We start from the raw sequence: 17,951 nt of genomic DNA on the forward strand, positions 1-17,951 counted from the left end.
TAACAAGGCGTCCTGCCTGATAATAGGCCCTCCGCCGAAGCGGAGGGCAAATGCAACTTACTCGCCTTGCTGTTCTGCTGCCGATGCTTCTGGCGCAGCAGCCGGCTGGGACTGCTCGGTTGCTTCTTTAATGCTCAGACGGATACGGCCCTGGCGGTCAACTTCCAGAACTTTAACCGGGACTTCCTGACCCATCTGCAGGTAATCGGTCACTTTCTCAACGCGCTTGTCAGCGATTTGAGAGATGTGAACCAGACCTTCTTTACCGCCACCGATGGCAACAAACGCGCCAAAGTCAACGATACGGGTCACTTTACCATTGTAGATACGGCCCACTTCGATTTCTGCAGTAATTTCTTCGATGCGACGAATAGCGAATTTCGCTTTCTCGCCGTCGGTCGCTGCAATTTTCACCGTACCGTCATCTTCGATTTCGATAGTGGTGCCAGTCTCTTCGGTCAGAGCACGGATAACGGAACCGCCCTTACCGATAACATCTTTGATCTTGTCTGGATTGATCTTGATGGTGTGGATACGCGGAGCGAACTGAGAAATATCGCCGCGTGGTGCGTTGATCGCCTGTTCCATCACGCCCAGGATGTGCAGACGAGCACCTTTAGCCTGGTTCAGCGCAACCTGCATGATCTCTTTGGTGATGCCTTCAATTTTGATATCCATCTGCAGCGCAGAGATACCGTCGCGGGAACCCGCAACTTTGAAGTCCATATCGCCCAGGTGGTCTTCGTCGCCCAGAATGTCAGACAGAACAACAAAGTTCTCGCCTTCTTTCACCAGGCCCATTGCGATACCCGCAACGGCGGCTTTGATTGGCACGCCTGCATCCATCAGCGCCAGAGATGCGCCACACACGGAAGCCATGGAAGAAGAACCGTTAGATTCGGTGATTTCAGAAACCACACGAACGGTGTACGGGAATTTGTCAGCATCCGGCATCACTGCCAGCACACCACGCTTCGCCAGACGACCGTGACCAATTTCACGACGCTTAGGCGAACCCACCATACCGGTTTCACCTACAGAGTATGGAGGGAAGTTGTAGTGGAACAGGAAGCTGTCAGTACGCTCGCCCATCAGTTCGTCGATGTTCTGCGCGTCACGTGCTGTCCCCAGGGTCGCGGTAACCAGCGCCTGCGTTTCGCCACGGGTGAACAGTGCAGAACCGTGAGTACGTGGCAGAACGCCAGTACGCACGTCCAGACCACGGATCATGTCTTTTTCGCGGCCATCGATACGCGGCTCACCCGCCAGGACGCGGCTACGAACCACGTTTTTCTCGATAGCGTGCAGAATTTCGCTCAGCTCGTTAGCATCCAGCGTTTCGTCTTCAGCAATCAGCGTTGCGATAGTTTCGTCTTTGATCACGTCAACCTGAGCATAACGCTCCTGTTTGTCGGTGATGCGATAAGCATCGCTCAGACGAGATTCAGCCAGCGCAGCAACGCGTGCATTCAGCGCGTCGTTGACGGCTTCAGGCTGCCAGTCCCAACGTGGTTTGCCCGCTTCTTTAACCAGATCGTTGATGTTCTGAATAACGATCTGCTGCTGATCGTGGCCAAAGACCACCGCGCCCAGCATCTGGTCTTCGCTCAGCAGTTCCGCTTCGGATTCAACCATCAGCACAGCCGCTTCAGTACCAGCAACAACTAGGTCCAGCTTACTTTCTTTCAGCTCTTCCTGCGTTGGGTTCAGCACGTACTGGTCGTTGATGTAACCAACGCGTGCAGCACCGATTGGGCCATTGAATGGAATACCAGACAGTGACAGGGCCGCGGAAGCACCGATCATCGCAACGATATCCGGGTTAACCTGTGGGTTAACGGAAACAACGGTCGCGATAACCTGCACTTCGTTCACGAAGCCTTCCGGGAACAGCGGACGAACCGGGCGGTCAATCAGACGCGCAATCAGGGTTTCGCCTTCGCTTGGACGGCCTTCACGACGGAAGAAGCCACCCGGAATTTTACCGGCAGCGTAGGTACGCTCCTGGTAGTTAACGGTCAGTGGGAAGAAGTCCTGACCTGGTTTTGCTTTTTTCTGGCCAACTACGGTTACGAATACCGCAGTGTCATCCATGCTTACCATAACGGCAGCAGTAGCCTGACGTGCCATCATGCCGGTTTCCAGCGTGACGGTGTGTTGACCATACTGGAATTTACGAACGATCGGATTCAGCAAAGTTCTGTCCTTTCTTAAATGTATGACAGCACACCACCGGTGTGCTGACGATTTAACCCGACCTTCTTCGCATCCTCGCGACTAATGACAACCAACACCCCCATGGGTGAAGCCTCTCATTAGCCGCGCGAACCTCTGCAATGAAGATCATTTATAGCAACAATACAATAGTTTCCAGTGAATTGCTGCCGTCTGGTTGAAAAAAGGGGCCATCAGGCCCCCTTTTCTGAAACTCGCAAGACTTAGCGACGCAGACCCAGACGCTCGATCAGCGCGGAGTAACGTGCAACATCTTTACGTTTCAGGTAGTCGAGCAGTTTACGACGCTGAGAAACCATACGCAGCAGACCACGACGGCTGTGGTGATCTTTTTTGTGCTCTGCAAAGTGACCCTGCAGGTGGTTAATCTGTGCAGTCAGCAGTGCAACCTGAACTTCGGTAGAACCGCTGTCGTTAGTACCACGACCAAACTCAGAAACGATTTTAGCTTTAGCTTCAACGCTTAGAGACATTTTCAAACTCCAGAATATAAAGAATGTAAGGATGCCGATCTCTAATTCAGCAATCCCAGTATACGTCCCGCAATATGTTAAACAATTTGCCGAACGTTAAGCCGCGATATTCTACTCGTCTCCCCTGCTTATCGCAAGGCGAGCCGTTATCGCTATCAGGCTTCAACCGGATACTCAACGACCAGGCGACGCGGCGCGACGCGCCCTTCGCCATCCATTTCACCCATGCCGATAAACTTACCTTCATCCCCCTCGGTCACGCGTACCAGACCTTCAGAAGGAGCACTGGTGGTACGAACCGGGTTTCCGTTCTTAAAGTAAACGGAGGATGTTAAAGGAAGATTAACAACCGGGAAATCAGCCGCCGGGCTGTCCATTGGCATCAGCAGCGGATCGAGCAAATCGGCCGGCGCAATCTGCTGCGCTTCCGCCTGCTCAACCAACTCGCGCAGATGTTCAAGGGTGACCATTCGCTCAACCGGGTACGTGCTCACGGCCAGGCGACGCAGGTAAATCACGTGCGCACCGCAGCCCAGCTTTTCGCCCAGGTCGTCAATGATGGTACGAATATAGGTGCCTTTCGAACAGTGAACTTCCAGCTCCAGCTCATCGCCTTCGTGACGAATAAAGAGCAGTTCGTACACGGTAATCGGACGGGGTTCACGAGGAACGTCAATGCCCTGGCGTGCATATTCGTACAGTTTTTTACCCTGGTACTTCAGCGCCGAATACATTGATGGTACCTGCAGCGTGTCGCCACGGAAACTTTCCAGCGCGGCATCAAGTTGCTCCGCGCTGAAGGTCACCGGACGCTCTTCTACCACCTGACCATCGGCATCGGAGGTGTCCGTGCGCTGGCCTAGTCGGGCGATGACCCGATAGCGCTTATCGGAGTCCAGCAGGTACTGGGAAAACTTTGTCGCTTCCCCCAGGCAGATCGGCAACATGCCGGTCGCCAGCGGATCGAGCGCGCCCGTGTGGCCCGCACGGTTGGCGTTAAAAATACGCTTAACTTTTTGCAGCACGTCGTTGCTGGAAGCGCCCTGGGGTTTGTCCAGCAGCAGCACACCATGCACGTCGCGACCGCGACGACGAGGACGACTCATTAGTCCTCCTTGCTGTCGTCCGTTGGGTTAACACGACGTTCGTCGTCATGTTTCACCACGCTGGTCACCAGGTTAGACATGCGCATACCTTCGACCAGAGAGTTGTCGTAGAAGAAGGTCAGCTCAGGCACGATACGCAGACGCATCGCTTTGCCGAGCAGAGAGCGGATGTAGCCAGAGGCTTCCTGCAGCGCTTTAATGCCGTTTTTTACCGCGGCTTCGTCCTGATCGTTCAGGAAAGTCACGAACACTTTGGCATACGCCAGGTCGCGGGACATTTCCACGCCGGACACGGTGGTCATCACACCCACGCGTGGATCTTTAATTTCACGTTGCAGGATGAGGGCGATCTCTTTCTGCATTTCTTGCGCTACGCGCTGCGGGCGACCAAATTCTTTCGCCATAATAAATTCTCCAGACAAAAAAGGGGCAAAAAGCCCCTTTTAAAATTATTACCGGGTGGCGCTTTGCTTACCCGGCCTGCATCGATGATTAAGCAATCGTACGCTGAATTTCGATGATCTCGAACACTTCGATCATGTCGCCAACGCGAACGTCGTTGTAGTTCTTCACGCCGATACCACATTCCATGCCGTTACGGACTTCGTTAACGTCATCTTTGAAGCGGCGCAGGGATTCCAGCTCGCCTTCGTAGATAACCACGTTGTCACGCAGTACGCGGATTGGGTTGTGACGTTTGATGATACCTTCGGTAACCATACAGCCCGCGATCGCACCAAATTTCGGTGATTTGAACACGTCACGCACTTCAGCCAGACCGATGATCTGCTGTTTCAGCTCTGGAGACAGCATGCCGCTCATCGCAGCTTTCACTTCGTCGATCAGGTTATAGATGACGGAGTAGTAACGCAGATCCAGACTTTCAGCATCAATCACTTTACGTGCAGACGCGTCAGCACGTACGTTGAAGCCGACCAGGATTGCATTGGATGCAGCAGCCAGGGTGGCGTCGGTTTCGGTGATACCCCCTACGCCAGAACCGATGATCTTCACTTTAACTTCGTCAGTAGACAGTTTCAGCAAGGAGTCGGAGATCGCTTCCACAGAACCCTGAACGTCGGCTTTCAGAACGATGTTCACTTCGTGAACTTCGCCTTCGGTCATGTTCGCAAACATGTTCTCGAGTTTAGATTTCTGCTGACGAGCCAGTTTAACTTCACGGAATTTGCCCTGACGATACAGTGCAACTTCACGCGCTTTCTTCTCGTCACGTACGACGGTCACTTCATCGCCCGCAGCCGGCACACCGGACAGGCCCAGAATTTCCACTGGAATGGACGGACCTGCTTCCAGAACTTCCTGGCCCAGTTCGTTACGCATCGCACGAACACGACCGTATTCGAAACCACACAGAACGATATCGCCTTTATGCAGCGTACCTTCACGAACCAGAACGGTTGCAACCGGACCACGACCTTTATCCAGGAAGGATTCGATAACCGCGCCGCTCGCCATACCTTTACGAACCGCTTTCAGCTCCAGAACTTCAGCCTGCAGCAGGATAGCGTTCAGCAGGTCGTCGATACCGGTACCGGCTTTCGCAGATACTGGGATGAACTGCGCTTCACCGCCCCACTCTTCCGGCATAACACCGTACTGGGAGAGTTCGTTTTTAACGCGATCCATGTCAGCTTCTGGCTTATCGATCTTGTTCACTGCAACCACCAGAGGCACCTGCGCCGCTTTCGCGTGCTGGATAGCTTCAATGGTCTGTGGCATCACGCCGTCGTCTGCAGCAACAACCAGTACAACGATATCCGTTGCCTGAGCACCACGAGCACGCATAGAGGTAAACGCTGCGTGGCCCGGGGTATCCAGGAAGGTGATCATGCCGTTGTCGGTTTCTACGTGGTACGCACCGATGTGCTGGGTAATACCACCCGCTTCACCGGAGGCCACTTTCGTCGAACGAATGTAGTCGAGCAGAGAGGTTTTACCGTGGTCAACGTGACCCATGATGGTCACTACAGGCGCGCGCGGTTCTGCCGCTGCACCGGTGTCACGGTCGCTCATTACTGCTTCTTCCAGCTCGTTTTCACGACGCAGGATAACTTTGTGGCCCATCTCTTCGGCTACCAGTTGCGCAGTTTCCTGGTCGATAACCTGGTTGATGGTGGCCATTGCGCCCAGTTTCATCATCGCTTTGATGACCTGAGAGCCTTTAACCGCCATTTTGTTGGCCAGATCGCCAACGGTGATGGTTTCACCAATCACTACGTCACGGTTAACAGCCTGAGCTGGCTTCTGGAAGCCCTGCTGCAGTGCGGAACCTTTACGCTTGCCGCCTTTACCACCGCGGATCGCTGCACGTGCTTCTTCACGGTCAGCTTTAGATTCAGCGTGCTTATTGCCTTTTTTGGCTGGGCGAGCAGCTTTGGTGCTGCGAGTACGGCCACGACCACCTTCAACTTCACGGTCGTTATCGTCTTCTGCCTGGCGCGCATGCTGAGAAGTGGTGACGTGATAATCGCTGGTGTCTTCAGACGCTTCAGCAGGGTTCACACCGTTCTTCTCGTTTTCTTCAGCCATACGGCGCGCTTCTTCAGCTACACGGCGAGCTTCTTCTTCAAGCTTGCGGCGGGCTTCTTCTTCCGCTTTACGCTTCAGCTCGGCAGCTTCATTTTCACGGCGGGCTTTTTCAGCCTGGGCGGTTTTTGTCATTTCGTCGGTCTGTTGATTGCTCACTTTGTCTTTTTCCGCAGCTTCACGCTTCACTTTATCACTTGCGTCGCGTTTCGCTTTTTCTGCGGCCTCACGTTCAGCTTTTAATTCTGCTTCACGTTTGGCAGTCGCTTCTGCCTCACGCTGAGCTTGTTCTTCCGCTTCACGCTGTGCCTGCTCTTCCGCAGCAAGGCGTTCTGCCTCTTGCGGATCACGTTTTACAAAGGTGCGTGTCTTGCGGACTTCAATTTGTACCGATTTGCTTTTACCACCGGTACCGGGGATATTCAACGTGCTACGCGTTTTGCGCTGCAGCGTCAGCTTGTCAGGCGTCGAACCGTGTTCACGGTTCAGGTGCGCTAACAAGGTTTGTTTTTCTTGCGCGTTCACCGAGTCATCAGCGGACTTCGGGATCCCTGCATCAGCAAATTGCTGTACCAGGCGGTCCACGGAGGTCTGAATCTCGGCAGCCAGCGATTTTACAGTTACATCAGTCATGCTGTTCCTTCCTGCTACAGTTTATTACGCTTCGTCGCCGAACCAGCAAATATTACGTGCGGCCATGATGAGTTCGCCGGCTTTCTCGTCGGTTAAACCTTCGATATCGGCCAGGTCATCAACGCCTTGCTCAGCGAGATCTTCCAGCGTACAAACACCACGGGCAGCCAGCTTGAACGCAATCGCACGATCAAGACCTTCCAGATTCAGCAGGTCATCAGCCGGCTTCTTATCGCCAAGGCTTTCTTCCTGAGCCAGTGCCAGGGTGGTCAGTGCGTTTTTAGCGCGTTCACGCAGGGCTTCAACGGTGGCTTCATCAAGACCGTCGATTTCCAGCAGCTCTTTCATTGGCACATAGGCCAGTTCTTCAAGGGTAGAGAAACCTTCTTCAACCAGAACAGTGGCGAAATCTTCGTCAATATCCAGGTATTTCGTGAAGGTATCGATCGCCGCATGGGCTTCAGCCTGATGCTTAGCCTGCAGGTCATCAACGGTCATTACGTTGAGTTCCCAGCCGCTCAGCTGTGACGCCAGGCGTACGTTCTGACCGTTACGGCCGATTGCCTGCGCCAGGTTGCCCGCTTCAACAGCGATATCCATGGTGTGTTTGTCTTCGTCAACAACGATAGACGCCACATCCGCCGGAGCCATTGCGTTAATCACGAATTGCGCCGGGTTGTCGTCCCACAGGACGATATCGATACGCTCGCCGCCCAGTTCGGTAGAAACCGCCTGAACACGCGCACCGCGCATACCTACGCAAGCACCGACCGGGTCGATACGCTTGTCGTTGGTTTTCACCGCGATTTTCGCGCGTGAACCCGGATCGCGGGCAGCCGCTTTAATCTCGATAACTTCTTCGCCGATTTCCGGTACTTCGATACGGAACAGTTCAATCAGCATCTCTGGCTTGGAACGGGTCACAAACAGCTGTGCACCACGCGCTTCAGGGCGTACGGCATACAGAACGCCACGAATACGGTCACCCGGGCGGAAGTTTTCACGCGGCAGCATGTCTTCACGCAGGATAACGGCTTCAGCGTTACCTGGCAGCCCTTCAGATTTGATTTCCAGAGAGATGTTGTCGCGGTTTACTTTCTTCACCACGCCGGTAATGATCTCACCTTCCTGATCGCGGAACTGATCGACAACCAGCGCACGCTCAGCTTCACGGACTTTCTGGACGATAACCTGTTTTGCGGTTTGCGTGGTGATACGGTCGAAGGTGACAGATTCAATCTGATCTTCAACATAGTCACCCACGTTCAGGCTTTCGTCTTCAAAACGCGCCGCTTCCAGGGTGATCTCTTTCGTCGGCTGGGTCACCTCTTCAACGATTACCCAACGACGGAATGTATCGAAGTCACCGCTTTTACGATCGATTTCTACGCGAACATCGATCTCTTGTTCGTATTTTTTCTTGGTTGCTGTAGCCAGTGCACTTTCCAGCGCTTCGAAAATCTTCTCACGCGGCAGTGATTTCTCGTTGGAGACGGCTTCAACAACAGCCAAAATTTCTTTGTTCATCGCGGGCTTTTCACCTCAATCCAGACTGTTAAAAGTGGGGAACCAGGTTCGCCTTCTGGATATTACTCAGCGCGAACACTTCATCTTTGCCTTCGACTGTAACCGTGATCATTTCACCATCAACGGCTTTGATAATTCCCTGCCATTTACGGCGGTTCTGTACGGCCATACGCAGAACGAGAGCCACTTCTTCACCGGTAAAGCGCACATAGTGCTCGGCCGTGAACATCGGTCGATCGAGGCCGGGTGAGGAAACTTCCAGGTTGTACGCAACGGTAATCGGGTCTTCAACATCAAGAACCGCACTCACCTGGTGGCTAACATCAGCACAATCATCAACATTGATGCCATCTTCACTATCAATATAGATGCGCAGCGTCGATGTACGGCCGCGAACGAATTCGATGCCGACCAGTTCGTAGCCCAGTGCTTCGACCGGTGCAGTAATCATCTCTGTTAATTTTTGCTCTAATGTGGACAAGCCCACCCCCAAGACATAAAAAAAGGGCGTAAAGCCCAGTTATTCTGTAGTCAGATAACAAAAAACCCCGATAAATCGGGGCTTTAGATAACTGAACCCTATAGCCGCAACTGCGGCCTGGAGCACTCTCCGAAAGAATTTTTTCAAATCCAGCTACGAAGGCTCTAAGTCTTCACAGTATATTTGAAAAAGAACTTTATGGGAAAGTGGTTGCGGGGGCCGGATTTGAACCGACGACCTTCGGGTTATGAGCCCGACGAGCTACCAGGCTGCTCCACCCCGCGCCTGAAACGTGGCAAATTCTACGCGTTTTGGAGAGAATTTGCAAATAATGCTGGGATTTGGTACCGAAGACGGGACGTAAAATCGGCGTTTAGTATATTGATAGTGAACCCCACCTGTCAAGCCAGTTTCCGCCAGGTCAAACAAAGGGAAAATTTTACAAAAAACGCACGAGTCTCTTCCGGTCATCGACAAAAGATGATTAAATGAATACTCACTTATTTTGCATAAACATGCATCGAGAGCGAAAGCGGTCTCTTAATCAGTCAATCAAGCAGGGTTTTATTTTATGACGACGATTCTCAAGCATCTTCCGGTAGGACAACGTATTGGCATCGCTTTTTCAGGCGGCCTGGATACCAGCGCTGCACTGCTGTGGATGCGCCAGAAGGGAGCGGTTCCGTATGCATATACTGCGAACCTGGGTCAGCCGGATGAGGACGATTATGATGCAATCCCTCGTCGCGCTAAAGAGTATGGCGCAGAGAACGCGCGCCTGATTGACTGCCGTAAGCAACTGGTCGCTGAAGGTATTGCTGCTATTCAGTGTGGTGCTTTCCATAATACCACCGGCGGCCTGACCTATTTCAATACCACCCCGCTGGGCCGTGCAGTGACCGGTACCATGCTGGTTGCCGCCATGAAAGAAGATGGCGTAAACATCTGGGGTGATGGCAGTACGTATAAAGGAAACGATATCGAACGTTTCTATCGTTATGGCCTGCTGACCAACGCCGAGCTGCAGATTTATAAACCGTGGCTCGATACCGACTTTATCGACGAGCTGGGCGGCCGTCATGAAATGTCCGAGTTTATGATCGCCTGTGGCTTCGACTATAAGATGTCCGTTGAGAAAGCCTACTCTACCGATTCCAATATGCTGGGTGCGACGCACGAAGCGAAGGACCTGGAATTCCTGAACTCCAGCGTGAAGATCGTTAACCCGATCATGGGTGTGAAGTTCTGGGACGAAAACGTCAAAATCCAGGCGGAAGAAGTTACCGTGCGTTTCGAGCGCGGCCATCCGGTTGCCCTGAACGGCAAGACCTTCTCTGACGATGTGGAACTGATGCTGGAAGCTAACCGTATCGGTGGCCGTCACGGTCTGGGCATGAGCGATCAAATTGAAAACCGTATTATCGAAGCAAAAAGCCGTGGCATCTATGAAGCCCCTGGGATGGCGCTGCTGCACATCGCTTATGAACGTCTCCTGACCGGTATTCACAACGAAGACACCATCGAGCAGTATCACTCTCATGGTCGTCAGCTCGGTAAACTGCTGTACCAGGGCCGTTGGTTCGACCCACAGGCCCTGATGCTGCGTGATGCACTGCAACGTTGGGTGGCAAGCGCGATCACCGGCGAAGTGACGCTGGAGCTGCGTCGCGGGAATGACTACTCGATTCTGAACACCGTGTCCGACAACCTGACTTATAAAGCAGAGCGTCTGACCATGGAGAAAGGTGAATCCGTGTTCTCTCCGGACGATCGTATTGGCCAGCTGACCATGCGTAACCTGGACATCACCGATACCCGTGAGAAGCTGTTCAACTACGTTGAGAATGGCCTGCTCTCCGCAAGCGCCGGTAATGGCCTGCCGCAGGTTGAAAACCTGGAGCACAGCGTTAAGAAGTAATGCTTACGCAGAAATGCAAAAGGCGCCCACTGGGCGCCTTTTTTACGACCGCTACAGAACCGGTCCCGCTGGCACGAACGTACCCGCCGACGAAACGCCCCTTCTACAGACGAAATCTACAGACGAAAAAAAAGACGTCTTTCGACGTCTTTCTTCTGGAATATTGGTACCGAGGATGGGACTCGAACCCACAAGCCCGTTAGGGCACTACCACCTCAAGGTAGCGTGTCTACCAATTCCACCACCTCGGTACTGAATACTTAGTGCGGGATATCGCTGGTCGGCTTAGCCGGTGCAGCTGGCTGAGTCTGCTCAGTTTTCGCTGGCGCGCTCAGATTTTCCCACTCGCTTCCTTTGCTGGTCTTGTTGCTGTTGATATTGCCAAGCGCCAGACTGATGATGAAGAACAGCGTAGCCAGAATCGCCGTTGTGCGGGTCATGAAGTTCGCAGAACCACTTGAACCGAACAGCGTACCGGAAGCGCCTGCTCCGAAGGAGGCTCCCATATCAGCGCCTTTACCTTGCTGCAGCATGATCAGCGCTACGAGAGCGATGGCTACAATAAGGAAAATAACTAAAAGAGCTTCGTACATAATCAACCTATTCCTTGCGGATTTGCCGCATACCAATGCTTCGACCAATTAGCAGGATTTTTGTTTCCCACTGAAGCGGGTGTGAATACTAACCAAAGCGAATGTGCTTCGCAAGGGCAATTTTGACGCATTGTATCAACTGCGGAAAAAAACAGCAAAAAGCCATCAATTGCTCAAAACAAAGGCGGCAAGCGCCGCCTTTTTAATCACTTAACGTGAAAAACTATGCAGCTTTTACGGCATCCGCAATACGGTGTGCAAATTCATTCACCTGCGCCTCGTCTTCGCCTTCCACCATTACGCGGATCAGCGGTTCGGTTCCAGACTTACGCAGCAGCACACGCCCACGGTTGCCCAGGGCTGCTTCAACGTCAGCCATCACCGCTTTCACATTTTCATTTTCCAGCGGATCGCCTTTACCGGCGGTGAAACGCACATTCACCAGGATCTGCGGGAACATTTTCATGCCGCTGCAGAGATCGTGCAGGCTCATATGGTTGCGCGCCATGGCGGCAACAACCTGCAGCGCAGCGACGATACCGTCTCCGGTGGTGGTTTTATCCAGCAGGATCACGTGGCCTGAGTTTTCAGCCCCGATGCGCCAGCCTTTTTCCTGCAGTTTTTCCAGCACATAGCGGTCGCCCACTTTTGCACGGACAAACGGAATACCCAGCTGTTTCAGCGCCAGCTCCAGACCCATGTTGCTCATCAGCGTGCCTACTGCACCACCGCGCAACTGGCCCTGACGCAGACCTTCACGCGCAATGATATAGAGGATCTGGTCGCCGTCGACCTTATTACCTTCGTGATCGACCATGATCACGCGATCGCCGTCGCCATCCAGTGCGATGCCCAGATCGGCTTTTTCCGCCAGAACGCGCGCCTGCAGAGCACGAACGTCAGTCGCCCCCACCTGTTCGTTAATATTCAGGCCATCAGGCTCACAGCCGATGGTAATCACGTTCGCACCCAGTTCGCGGAAAACATTCGGCGCAATGTGATAGGTCGCACCGTTGGCGCAGTCCACCACAATTTTAAGATGGGCCAGGCTCAGTTCGTTCGGGAAAGTACCTTTGCAGAATTCGATGTAACGACCCGCGGCATCGACAATGCGGTTCGCTTTGCCCAGCTCGGCGGAGTCGACACAGGTGATCTCTTTTTCCATCTCTGCTTCGATCGCCTCTTCCACTTCATCCGGCAGCTTGGTGCCATCGATGGAGAAGAATTTAATGCCGTTGTCATAAAACGGGTTATGCGAGGCCGAAATCACAATCCCTGCTTCAGCACGGAAAGTACGCGTCAGATATGCCACAGCAGGCGTTGGCATTGGGCCAGTGAAGGAAGCGGAAAGCCCCGCGGCAGCCAGACCGGCCTCCAGCGCTGACTCCAGCATATACCCGGAGATACGGGTATCTTTACCAATGATGATTTTACGGGAGCCATGACGTGCAAGGACTTTACCCGCCGCCCAGCCCAGTTTCAGTACAAAATCAGGGGTGATTGGCGCATCACCCACGCGCCCACGAATACCATCGGTACCAAAATATTTACGATTACTCATAGCGTTTGTTTTCCTTCGCTGCCAGTGTAGCTTCCACTACACGCATGGCTTCTACTGTTTCTTTAACGTCATGGACACGAATAATGTGCGCGCCCTGCATCGCCGCAATTACAGCGCAGGCCAGACTTCCGCTCAGACGTTCGCTCGGCCCTACATTCAGTAACTGACCAATCATCGACTTTCTCGACATACCAACCAGCAATGGCAGGTCGAAATGATGGAATTCCGATAAGCGCGCAAGCAGCTCATAATTGTGAGAGAGATTTTTACCGAAACCGAACCCCGGGTCGAGCAGCAATTTCTCTTTTGCGATACCCGCACGTTCACAACGTGCAATATGCTCAATAAAGAAGCGATTTACGTCGGCATAAACATCGTCATACTTTGGCGCTTCCTGCATGGTTTTCGGCTGTCCTTGCATGTGCATCAGGCAAACCGGTAGCCCGGTCTCCGCGGCCGCCTCCAGTGCGCCAGGTTCCGTCAGCGAGCGAATATCATTGATGATGTGAGCACCCACTCTCGCGACTTCACGGATCACTTCAGGTTTAGACGTATCGACGGAGATCCACACTTCGAACCGCTGTGCGATAGCTTCAACCACAGGCACCACGCGCGCCAGTTCTTCTTCAACCGAAACGTCTGCCGCCCCCGGGCGCGTCGATTCCCCGCCTACGTCAATGATGGTGGCGCCCGCGTTAATCATCAAATTTGCGTGCTTCACAGCCTCGATAAGCGTGTTATGCGTGCCGCCGTCAGAGAAGGAGTCAGGCGTGACATTCAGGATACCCATCACATGCGGATGTGAGAGATCGAGATGCGAGTCCTGGGCGAATAGTTTCATGGTCAAATCCCTGGTATCAATATGGTTTTACAGAAAAGAAAAACCCCGGAGCAAGCTCCAGGGTTTGAGGTGCAAACATAGACTTCAACAGCAGTGACTTACTTGTCGCCCAACTGTTCTGACATGGTGTTGCCCGGGTTCGGCGTACGCGGTTCATCGACCGGACGCGGCGCACGCGGTGTGCCATTGTTGTCAGAATTGTTGGAAGCGCCTGGGTCTTCCCAACCCGCTGGCGGACGCACTTCGCGGCGAGCCATCAAGTCGTCAATCTGCGGAGCATCGATGGTCTCATATTTCATGAGCGCATCTTTCATCGAATGCAGAATGTCCAGGTTATCGTTCAGGATCTGACGGGCGCGATTGTAGTTACGCTCGATCAGCAGCTTCACTTCCTGGTCAATGATACGTGCGGTTTCATCGGACATGTGTTTCGCTTTCGCCACGGAGCGGCCCAGGAACACTTCACCTTCTTCTTCCGCATACAGCAGGGGACCCAGCTTCTCGGAGAAGCCCCATTGGGTCACCATGTTACGCGCCAGGTTGGTCGCGACTTTAATGTCGTTGGACGCACCGGTCGAAACATGTTCCGCACCGTAAATAATCTCTTCTGCCAGACGACCGCCGTAAAGGGTTGAAATCTGACTTTCCAGCTTCTGACGACTGGCGCTGATGGCATCGCCTTCCGGCAGGAAGAACGTCACACCCAGCGCACGACCGCGCGGAATAATCGTCACTTTATGCACCGGATCGTGTTCCGGCACCAGGCGACCGATAATCGCGTGACCGGCTTCGTGGTAAGCCGTGGACTCTTTCTGCGCTTCCGTCATCACCATGGAGCGACGTTCCGCACCCATCATGATTTTGTCTTTCGCTTTCTCGAACTCCACCATCGACACAACGCGTTTGTTACCGCGAGCAGCAAACAGTGCAGCTTCGTTGACCAGGTTTGCCAGGTCAGCACCGGAGAAGCCCGGCGTACCACGCGCGATGATCGCCGCGTCGACATCAGGTGCCAGCGGTACGCGACGCATGTGAACTTTCAGAATCTGTTCACGACCACGTACATCCGGCAGACCAACCACAACCTGACGGTCGAAACGGCCTGGACGCAGCAATGCAGGGTCAAGAACGTCCGGACGGTTAGTCGCCGCGATAACGATAATACCTTCGTTACCTTCGAAGCCATCCATCTCAACCAGCATCTGGTTAAGCGTCTGTTCACGTTCATCGTGACCACCGCCCAGGCCTGCGCCACGCTGGCGGCCTACGGCGTCGATTTCATCGATGAAGATAATGCACGGTGCTGCCTTCTTGGCCTGCTCGAACATGTCACGCACACGAGATGCACCAACACCCACGAACATTTCAACGAAGTCAGAACCTGAAATAGTAAAGAACGGCACCTTCGCTTCACCCGCGATGGCTTTCGCCAGCAGGGTTTTACCGGTACCCGGAGGCCCCACCATCAGAACGCCTTTCGGGATCTTACCGCCCAGTTTCTGGAAACGGCTCGGCTCGCGCAGGTATTCAACCAGTTCGCCCACTTCTTCTTTTGCTTCGTCGCAACCTGCAACGTCGGCAAACGTGGTCTTGATCTGATCTTCCGTTAGCATACGCGCCTTGCTCTTACCGAACGACATGGCACCTTTGCCACCGCCGCCCTGCATCTGGCGCATAAAGAAGATCCAGACGCCAATAAGAAGCAGCATCGGGAACCAGGAGATGAAGATAGAAGCCAGCAGGCTTGGTTCTTCTGGCGGCTCACCTACCACCTTGACGCTTTTGGTCAGAAGGTTATCAAGCAGCTTAGGATCGTTCACCGGGATGTAAGTCGTGTAACGGTTACTATCTTTCTTGGTAACGTTGATCTCACGTCCGTTGATACGCGCTTCGCGAACCTGGTCCTGATTGACCTCCTGCAGGAAGGTAGAATAATCCACCTTGCGGCCATTCGACTCGCTGGGCCCAAAGCTCTGGAATACTGACATCAGCACAACGGCAATGACCAGCCAGAGTATTAGGTTTTTCGCCATGTCACTCAAGGGATTAACCTCATATTACAACTGTGTTAAAAACAGCGTCAGGATACTCTATATCCCGTGTCATTCAAACTTTCGTCTGAAAGACGCGGGTTATCATTTTCGCCCGGTCGCTACAATATACACTTCTCGGGAACGGGCCCGGGAAGAGTCCGGCTTACGAACTTTAACCTTCGCAAACAGGGAGCGAATTTCCTTAAGATACTCCTCGAAACCTTCGCCCTGAAACACCTTCACAACAAAACTACCACCAGGCGCTAGTACATCACGACACATTTCTAACGCTAGCTCCACCAAATACATGGCGCGGGGGATATCCACCGCCGGTGTTCCACACATATTTGGTGCCATATCTGACATGACAACCTGGACCTTACTATCACCTACACGCTCAAGTAGCGCTTTCAGCACTAATTCATCACGAAAGTCGCCCTGAAGGAAGTCGACACCGACGATGGGATCCATTGGTAAAAGGTCGCATGCGATGATTCGGCCCGTTCCGCCGATCTGCGTAACCGCATACTGGGACCATCCGCCAGGTGCTGCACCGAGATCGACAACCGTCATTCCTGGCTTAAAAAGTTTGTCACTTTGCTGTATTTCATCAAGTTTAAACCAGGCACGGGAACGCAACCCCTTTTTCTGTGCCTGTTGAACATATTTATCGCTAAAGTGTTCCTGAAGCCAGCGGCTGGAGCTGGCAGAACGCTTTTTACCTGTCATTTAACATTTCCGTCCTGGTTCATCGTTACTTGCCTGTGACGTAAATTTCTACGCAGCTATTTGGCGATATAAGGGAGATGGCGGTAGAATGAACCGTTTTCAATCCCAACGTAAGCAAAAATATACGATGAATCTGAGTACTAAACAAAAACAGCACCTTAAAGGTCTGGCACATCCGCTCAAGCCTGTAGTCATGCTTGGCAACAATGGTTTGACCGAAGGGGTGCTTGCCGAGATTGAACAAGCGCTGGAACACCACGAGCTGATCAAGGTGAAAATCGCCTCTGAAGACCGAGACACTAAAAACCTGATCGTGGAAGCCATCGTGCGTGAAACGGGTGCCTGTAATGTACAGGTCATCGGTAAAACGCTGGTGCTCTATCGCCCATCTAAAGAGCGTAAAATCTCGCTGCCACGCTAAGGATATCCTGAATCGAACACATTTTCTGTGTAAAACGAGGGATTTCTGTCAGCAGGTGAGCAAAATGCCACGCTCCTTGAGTTGATAAAAGGCCGCTATGCGGCCTTTTTCTTTTCTTTACAATGTATCAACATCTTAGTCGAGATGCGAATTACAGGTATTCAACCTTAATAATTTCGTATTCCACTTCGCCACCCGGGGTGCGGATAGTGACAACATCATCCTGCTCTTTGCCAATCAGGCCGCGAGCAATCGGGGAGTTCACCGAAATCAGATTCTGTTTAAAGTCCGCTTCATCATCACCCACGATACGATAAGTCTGCTCTTCGTCATTGTCCAGGTTCAGCACGGTAACGGTTGAACCAAAAATGACGCGGCCATTGTTAGGCATTTTGGTGATATCGATAACCTGCGCATTGGACAGTTTTGCTTCGATATCTTTAATACGCCCTTCACAGAAGCCCTGCTGCTCACGCGCCGCGTGGTATTCAGCATTCTCTTTCAGGTCGCCATGCTCACGCGCATCCGCGATAGCGGCGATGATTTCAGGGCGACGAACGGATTTCAGAAAATCCAGCTCTTCGCGCAGTTTTTCGGCACCACGTAAGGTCATCGGAATAGCTTGCATTTGTTATACCTCTTAAACATTCCTGTTGGGAGCAGTGTTCCCTGCCCCGGCCCCCATGAGCGGGCCAGAAGCAAAAAGAAAACCGACCCGGGAGCGAAGCCCCAGGTCAGCAACAATTTTCAATTTGATACGCATTTTACCGCGAAGTTCACTATGGGTCATCGTTTACTTTGCAGTGCTATGCACCGTAGTATGACGGTTTGTTTTCGGGTTGTTAGCGCGAGA

Annotated in this window: 15 protein-coding genes and 2 tRNA genes; 2 read left to right on the top strand and 15 right to left on the bottom strand. The window is 52.8% G+C overall.

Annotated elements, in window-relative coordinates:
- Positions 1-57 precede the first annotated feature (57 nt).
- From pnp to ACMGG3_RS15505, 8 genes are all read right to left on the bottom strand, one after another.
- Complete coding sequence (pnp, locus tag ACMGG3_RS15470; RefSeq protein ID WP_014171780.1) at positions 58-2,196, bottom strand: polyribonucleotide nucleotidyltransferase; 2,139 nt, start codon at positions 2,194-2,196, stop codon at positions 58-60.
- Between the two features lie 242 nt (positions 2,197-2,438).
- Positions 2,439-2,708, bottom strand: a complete 270-nt coding sequence (gene rpsO, locus ACMGG3_RS15475) for a 30S ribosomal protein S15 (RefSeq protein ID WP_013098914.1) — start codon at positions 2,706-2,708, stop codon at positions 2,439-2,441.
- A 155-nt stretch (positions 2,709-2,863) separates the two neighbouring features.
- Entirely contained in the window at positions 2,864-3,814 is a 951-nt protein-coding gene (truB, locus tag ACMGG3_RS15480; RefSeq protein ID WP_073396314.1) for a tRNA pseudouridine(55) synthase TruB, read from the bottom strand.
- The gene (rbfA, locus tag ACMGG3_RS15485; RefSeq protein WP_014171783.1) at positions 3,814-4,218 is read right to left on the bottom strand and encodes a 30S ribosome-binding factor RbfA; all 405 of its coding nucleotides are present in this window, start codon (positions 4,216-4,218) and stop codon (positions 3,814-3,816) included. The genes truB and rbfA overlap by 1 nt, the downstream gene beginning before the upstream one ends.
- Before the next feature lie 88 nt (positions 4,219-4,306).
- Positions 4,307-6,994 (bottom strand): translation initiation factor IF-2, encoded by a 2,688-nt coding sequence (gene infB, locus ACMGG3_RS15490; protein ID WP_014171784.1) that lies wholly within the window; start codon positions 6,992-6,994, stop codon positions 4,307-4,309.
- A gap of 24 nt (positions 6,995-7,018) precedes the next feature.
- Positions 7,019-8,521 carry a transcription termination factor NusA gene (nusA, locus tag ACMGG3_RS15495; RefSeq protein ID WP_014171785.1) on the bottom strand — a complete coding sequence of 501 codons (1,503 nt, stop codon included), beginning with the start codon at positions 8,519-8,521 and terminating at the stop codon, positions 7,019-7,021.
- Positions 8,522-8,549: 28 nt separating this feature from the next.
- On the bottom strand, positions 8,550-9,002 hold the full coding sequence (rimP, locus tag ACMGG3_RS15500; RefSeq protein WP_014833432.1) for a ribosome maturation factor RimP: 453 nt from the start codon (positions 9,000-9,002) through the stop codon (positions 8,550-8,552).
- A 207-nt stretch (positions 9,003-9,209) separates the two neighbouring features.
- A tRNA-Met gene (locus ACMGG3_RS15505) sits at positions 9,210-9,286 on the bottom strand.
- A gap of 287 nt (positions 9,287-9,573) precedes the next feature.
- Between ACMGG3_RS15505 and argG the strand changes: the two genes are divergently transcribed.
- Positions 9,574-10,920, top strand: coding sequence for an argininosuccinate synthase (gene argG, locus ACMGG3_RS15510; protein WP_020883538.1), 1,347 nt, complete (start codon positions 9,574-9,576; stop codon positions 10,918-10,920).
- A 164-nt stretch (positions 10,921-11,084) separates the two neighbouring features.
- On the opposite strand, the gene ACMGG3_RS15515 is transcribed toward argG, so the two are convergent.
- The 6 genes from ACMGG3_RS15515 to rlmE all read right to left on the bottom strand — a co-directional run bounded on the left by ACMGG3_RS15515 (position 11,085) and on the right by rlmE (position 16,677).
- Positions 11,085-11,171 (bottom strand) — tRNA-Leu (locus tag ACMGG3_RS15515).
- Between the two features lie 9 nt (positions 11,172-11,180).
- Positions 11,181-11,513: a preprotein translocase subunit SecG gene (secG, locus tag ACMGG3_RS15520; protein ID WP_020883537.1), complete on the bottom strand. Its 333-nt coding sequence runs from the start codon at positions 11,511-11,513 to the stop codon at positions 11,181-11,183.
- A 223-nt stretch (positions 11,514-11,736) separates the two neighbouring features.
- Positions 11,737-13,074, bottom strand: coding sequence for a phosphoglucosamine mutase (glmM, locus tag ACMGG3_RS15525; RefSeq protein ID WP_014171789.1), 1,338 nt, complete (start codon positions 13,072-13,074; stop codon positions 11,737-11,739).
- Positions 13,067-13,915: a dihydropteroate synthase gene (gene folP / locus ACMGG3_RS15530; RefSeq protein ID WP_020883535.1), complete on the bottom strand. Its 849-nt coding sequence runs from the start codon at positions 13,913-13,915 to the stop codon at positions 13,067-13,069. Before folP ends, glmM begins: the two co-directional genes overlap by 8 nt.
- A 98-nt stretch (positions 13,916-14,013) precedes the next feature.
- Positions 14,014-15,948 carry an ATP-dependent zinc metalloprotease FtsH gene (ftsH, locus tag ACMGG3_RS15535; RefSeq protein WP_414149302.1) on the bottom strand — a complete coding sequence of 645 codons (1,935 nt, stop codon included), beginning with the start codon at positions 15,946-15,948 and terminating at the stop codon, positions 14,014-14,016.
- A 102-nt stretch (positions 15,949-16,050) separates the two neighbouring features.
- A complete protein-coding gene (rlmE, locus tag ACMGG3_RS15540; protein ID WP_014171792.1) occupies positions 16,051-16,677 on the bottom strand; it encodes a 23S rRNA (uridine(2552)-2'-O)-methyltransferase RlmE in 627 nt (208 codons plus the stop codon).
- Between the two features lie 127 nt (positions 16,678-16,804).
- Between rlmE and yhbY the strand changes: the two genes are divergently transcribed.
- Positions 16,805-17,098, top strand: coding sequence for a ribosome assembly RNA-binding protein YhbY (gene yhbY / locus ACMGG3_RS15545; RefSeq protein WP_003861814.1), 294 nt, complete (start codon positions 16,805-16,807; stop codon positions 17,096-17,098).
- 151 nt (positions 17,099-17,249) lie between these two features.
- On the opposite strand, the gene greA is transcribed toward yhbY, so the two are convergent.
- Complete coding sequence (greA, locus tag ACMGG3_RS15550; RefSeq protein ID WP_014171793.1) at positions 17,250-17,726, bottom strand: transcription elongation factor GreA; 477 nt, start codon at positions 17,724-17,726, stop codon at positions 17,250-17,252.
- Between the last annotated feature and the right edge of the window lie 225 nt (positions 17,727-17,951).

This window comes from Enterobacter sp. BNK-18 (genome assembly GCF_047456135.1).
In the GTDB taxonomy this organism is placed as follows: Bacteria; Pseudomonadota; Gammaproteobacteria; order Enterobacterales; family Enterobacteriaceae; genus Enterobacter; species Enterobacter ludwigii.

What these genes read in the sequence shown, in the direction of transcription:
- nusA (WP_014171785.1), bottom strand. Translation starts at nt 8,521, where the DNA reads ATGAACAAAGAAATTTTGGCTGTTGTTGAAGCCGTCTCCAACGAGAAA.
- infB (WP_014171784.1), bottom strand. Translation starts at nt 6,994, where the DNA reads ATGACTGATGTAACTGTAAAATCGCTGGCTGCCGAGATTCAGACCTCC.
- glmM (WP_014171789.1), bottom strand. Translation starts at nt 13,074, where the DNA reads ATGAGTAATCGTAAATATTTTGGTACCGATGGTATTCGTGGGCGCGTG.
- argG (WP_020883538.1), top strand. Translation starts at nt 9,574, where the DNA reads ATGACGACGATTCTCAAGCATCTTCCGGTAGGACAACGTATTGGCATC.
- rpsO (WP_013098914.1), bottom strand. Translation starts at nt 2,708, where the DNA reads ATGTCTCTAAGCGTTGAAGCTAAAGCTAAAATCGTTTCTGAGTTTGGT.
- rbfA (WP_014171783.1), bottom strand. Translation starts at nt 4,218, where the DNA reads ATGGCGAAAGAATTTGGTCGCCCGCAGCGCGTAGCGCAAGAAATGCAG.
- rlmE (WP_014171792.1), bottom strand. Translation starts at nt 16,677, where the DNA reads ATGACAGGTAAAAAGCGTTCTGCCAGCTCCAGCCGCTGGCTTCAGGAA.
- secG (WP_020883537.1), bottom strand. Translation starts at nt 11,513, where the DNA reads ATGTACGAAGCTCTTTTAGTTATTTTCCTTATTGTAGCCATCGCTCTC.
- folP (WP_020883535.1), bottom strand. Translation starts at nt 13,915, where the DNA reads ATGAAACTATTCGCCCAGGACTCGCATCTCGATCTCTCACATCCGCAT.
- greA (WP_014171793.1), bottom strand. Translation starts at nt 17,726, where the DNA reads ATGCAAGCTATTCCGATGACCTTACGTGGTGCCGAAAAACTGCGCGAA.
- ftsH (WP_414149302.1), bottom strand. Translation starts at nt 15,948, where the DNA reads ATGGCGAAAAACCTAATACTCTGGCTGGTCATTGCCGTTGTGCTGATG.
- yhbY (WP_003861814.1), top strand. Translation starts at nt 16,805, where the DNA reads ATGAATCTGAGTACTAAACAAAAACAGCACCTTAAAGGTCTGGCACAT.
- truB (WP_073396314.1), bottom strand. Translation starts at nt 3,814, where the DNA reads ATGAGTCGTCCTCGTCGTCGCGGTCGCGACGTGCATGGTGTGCTGCTG.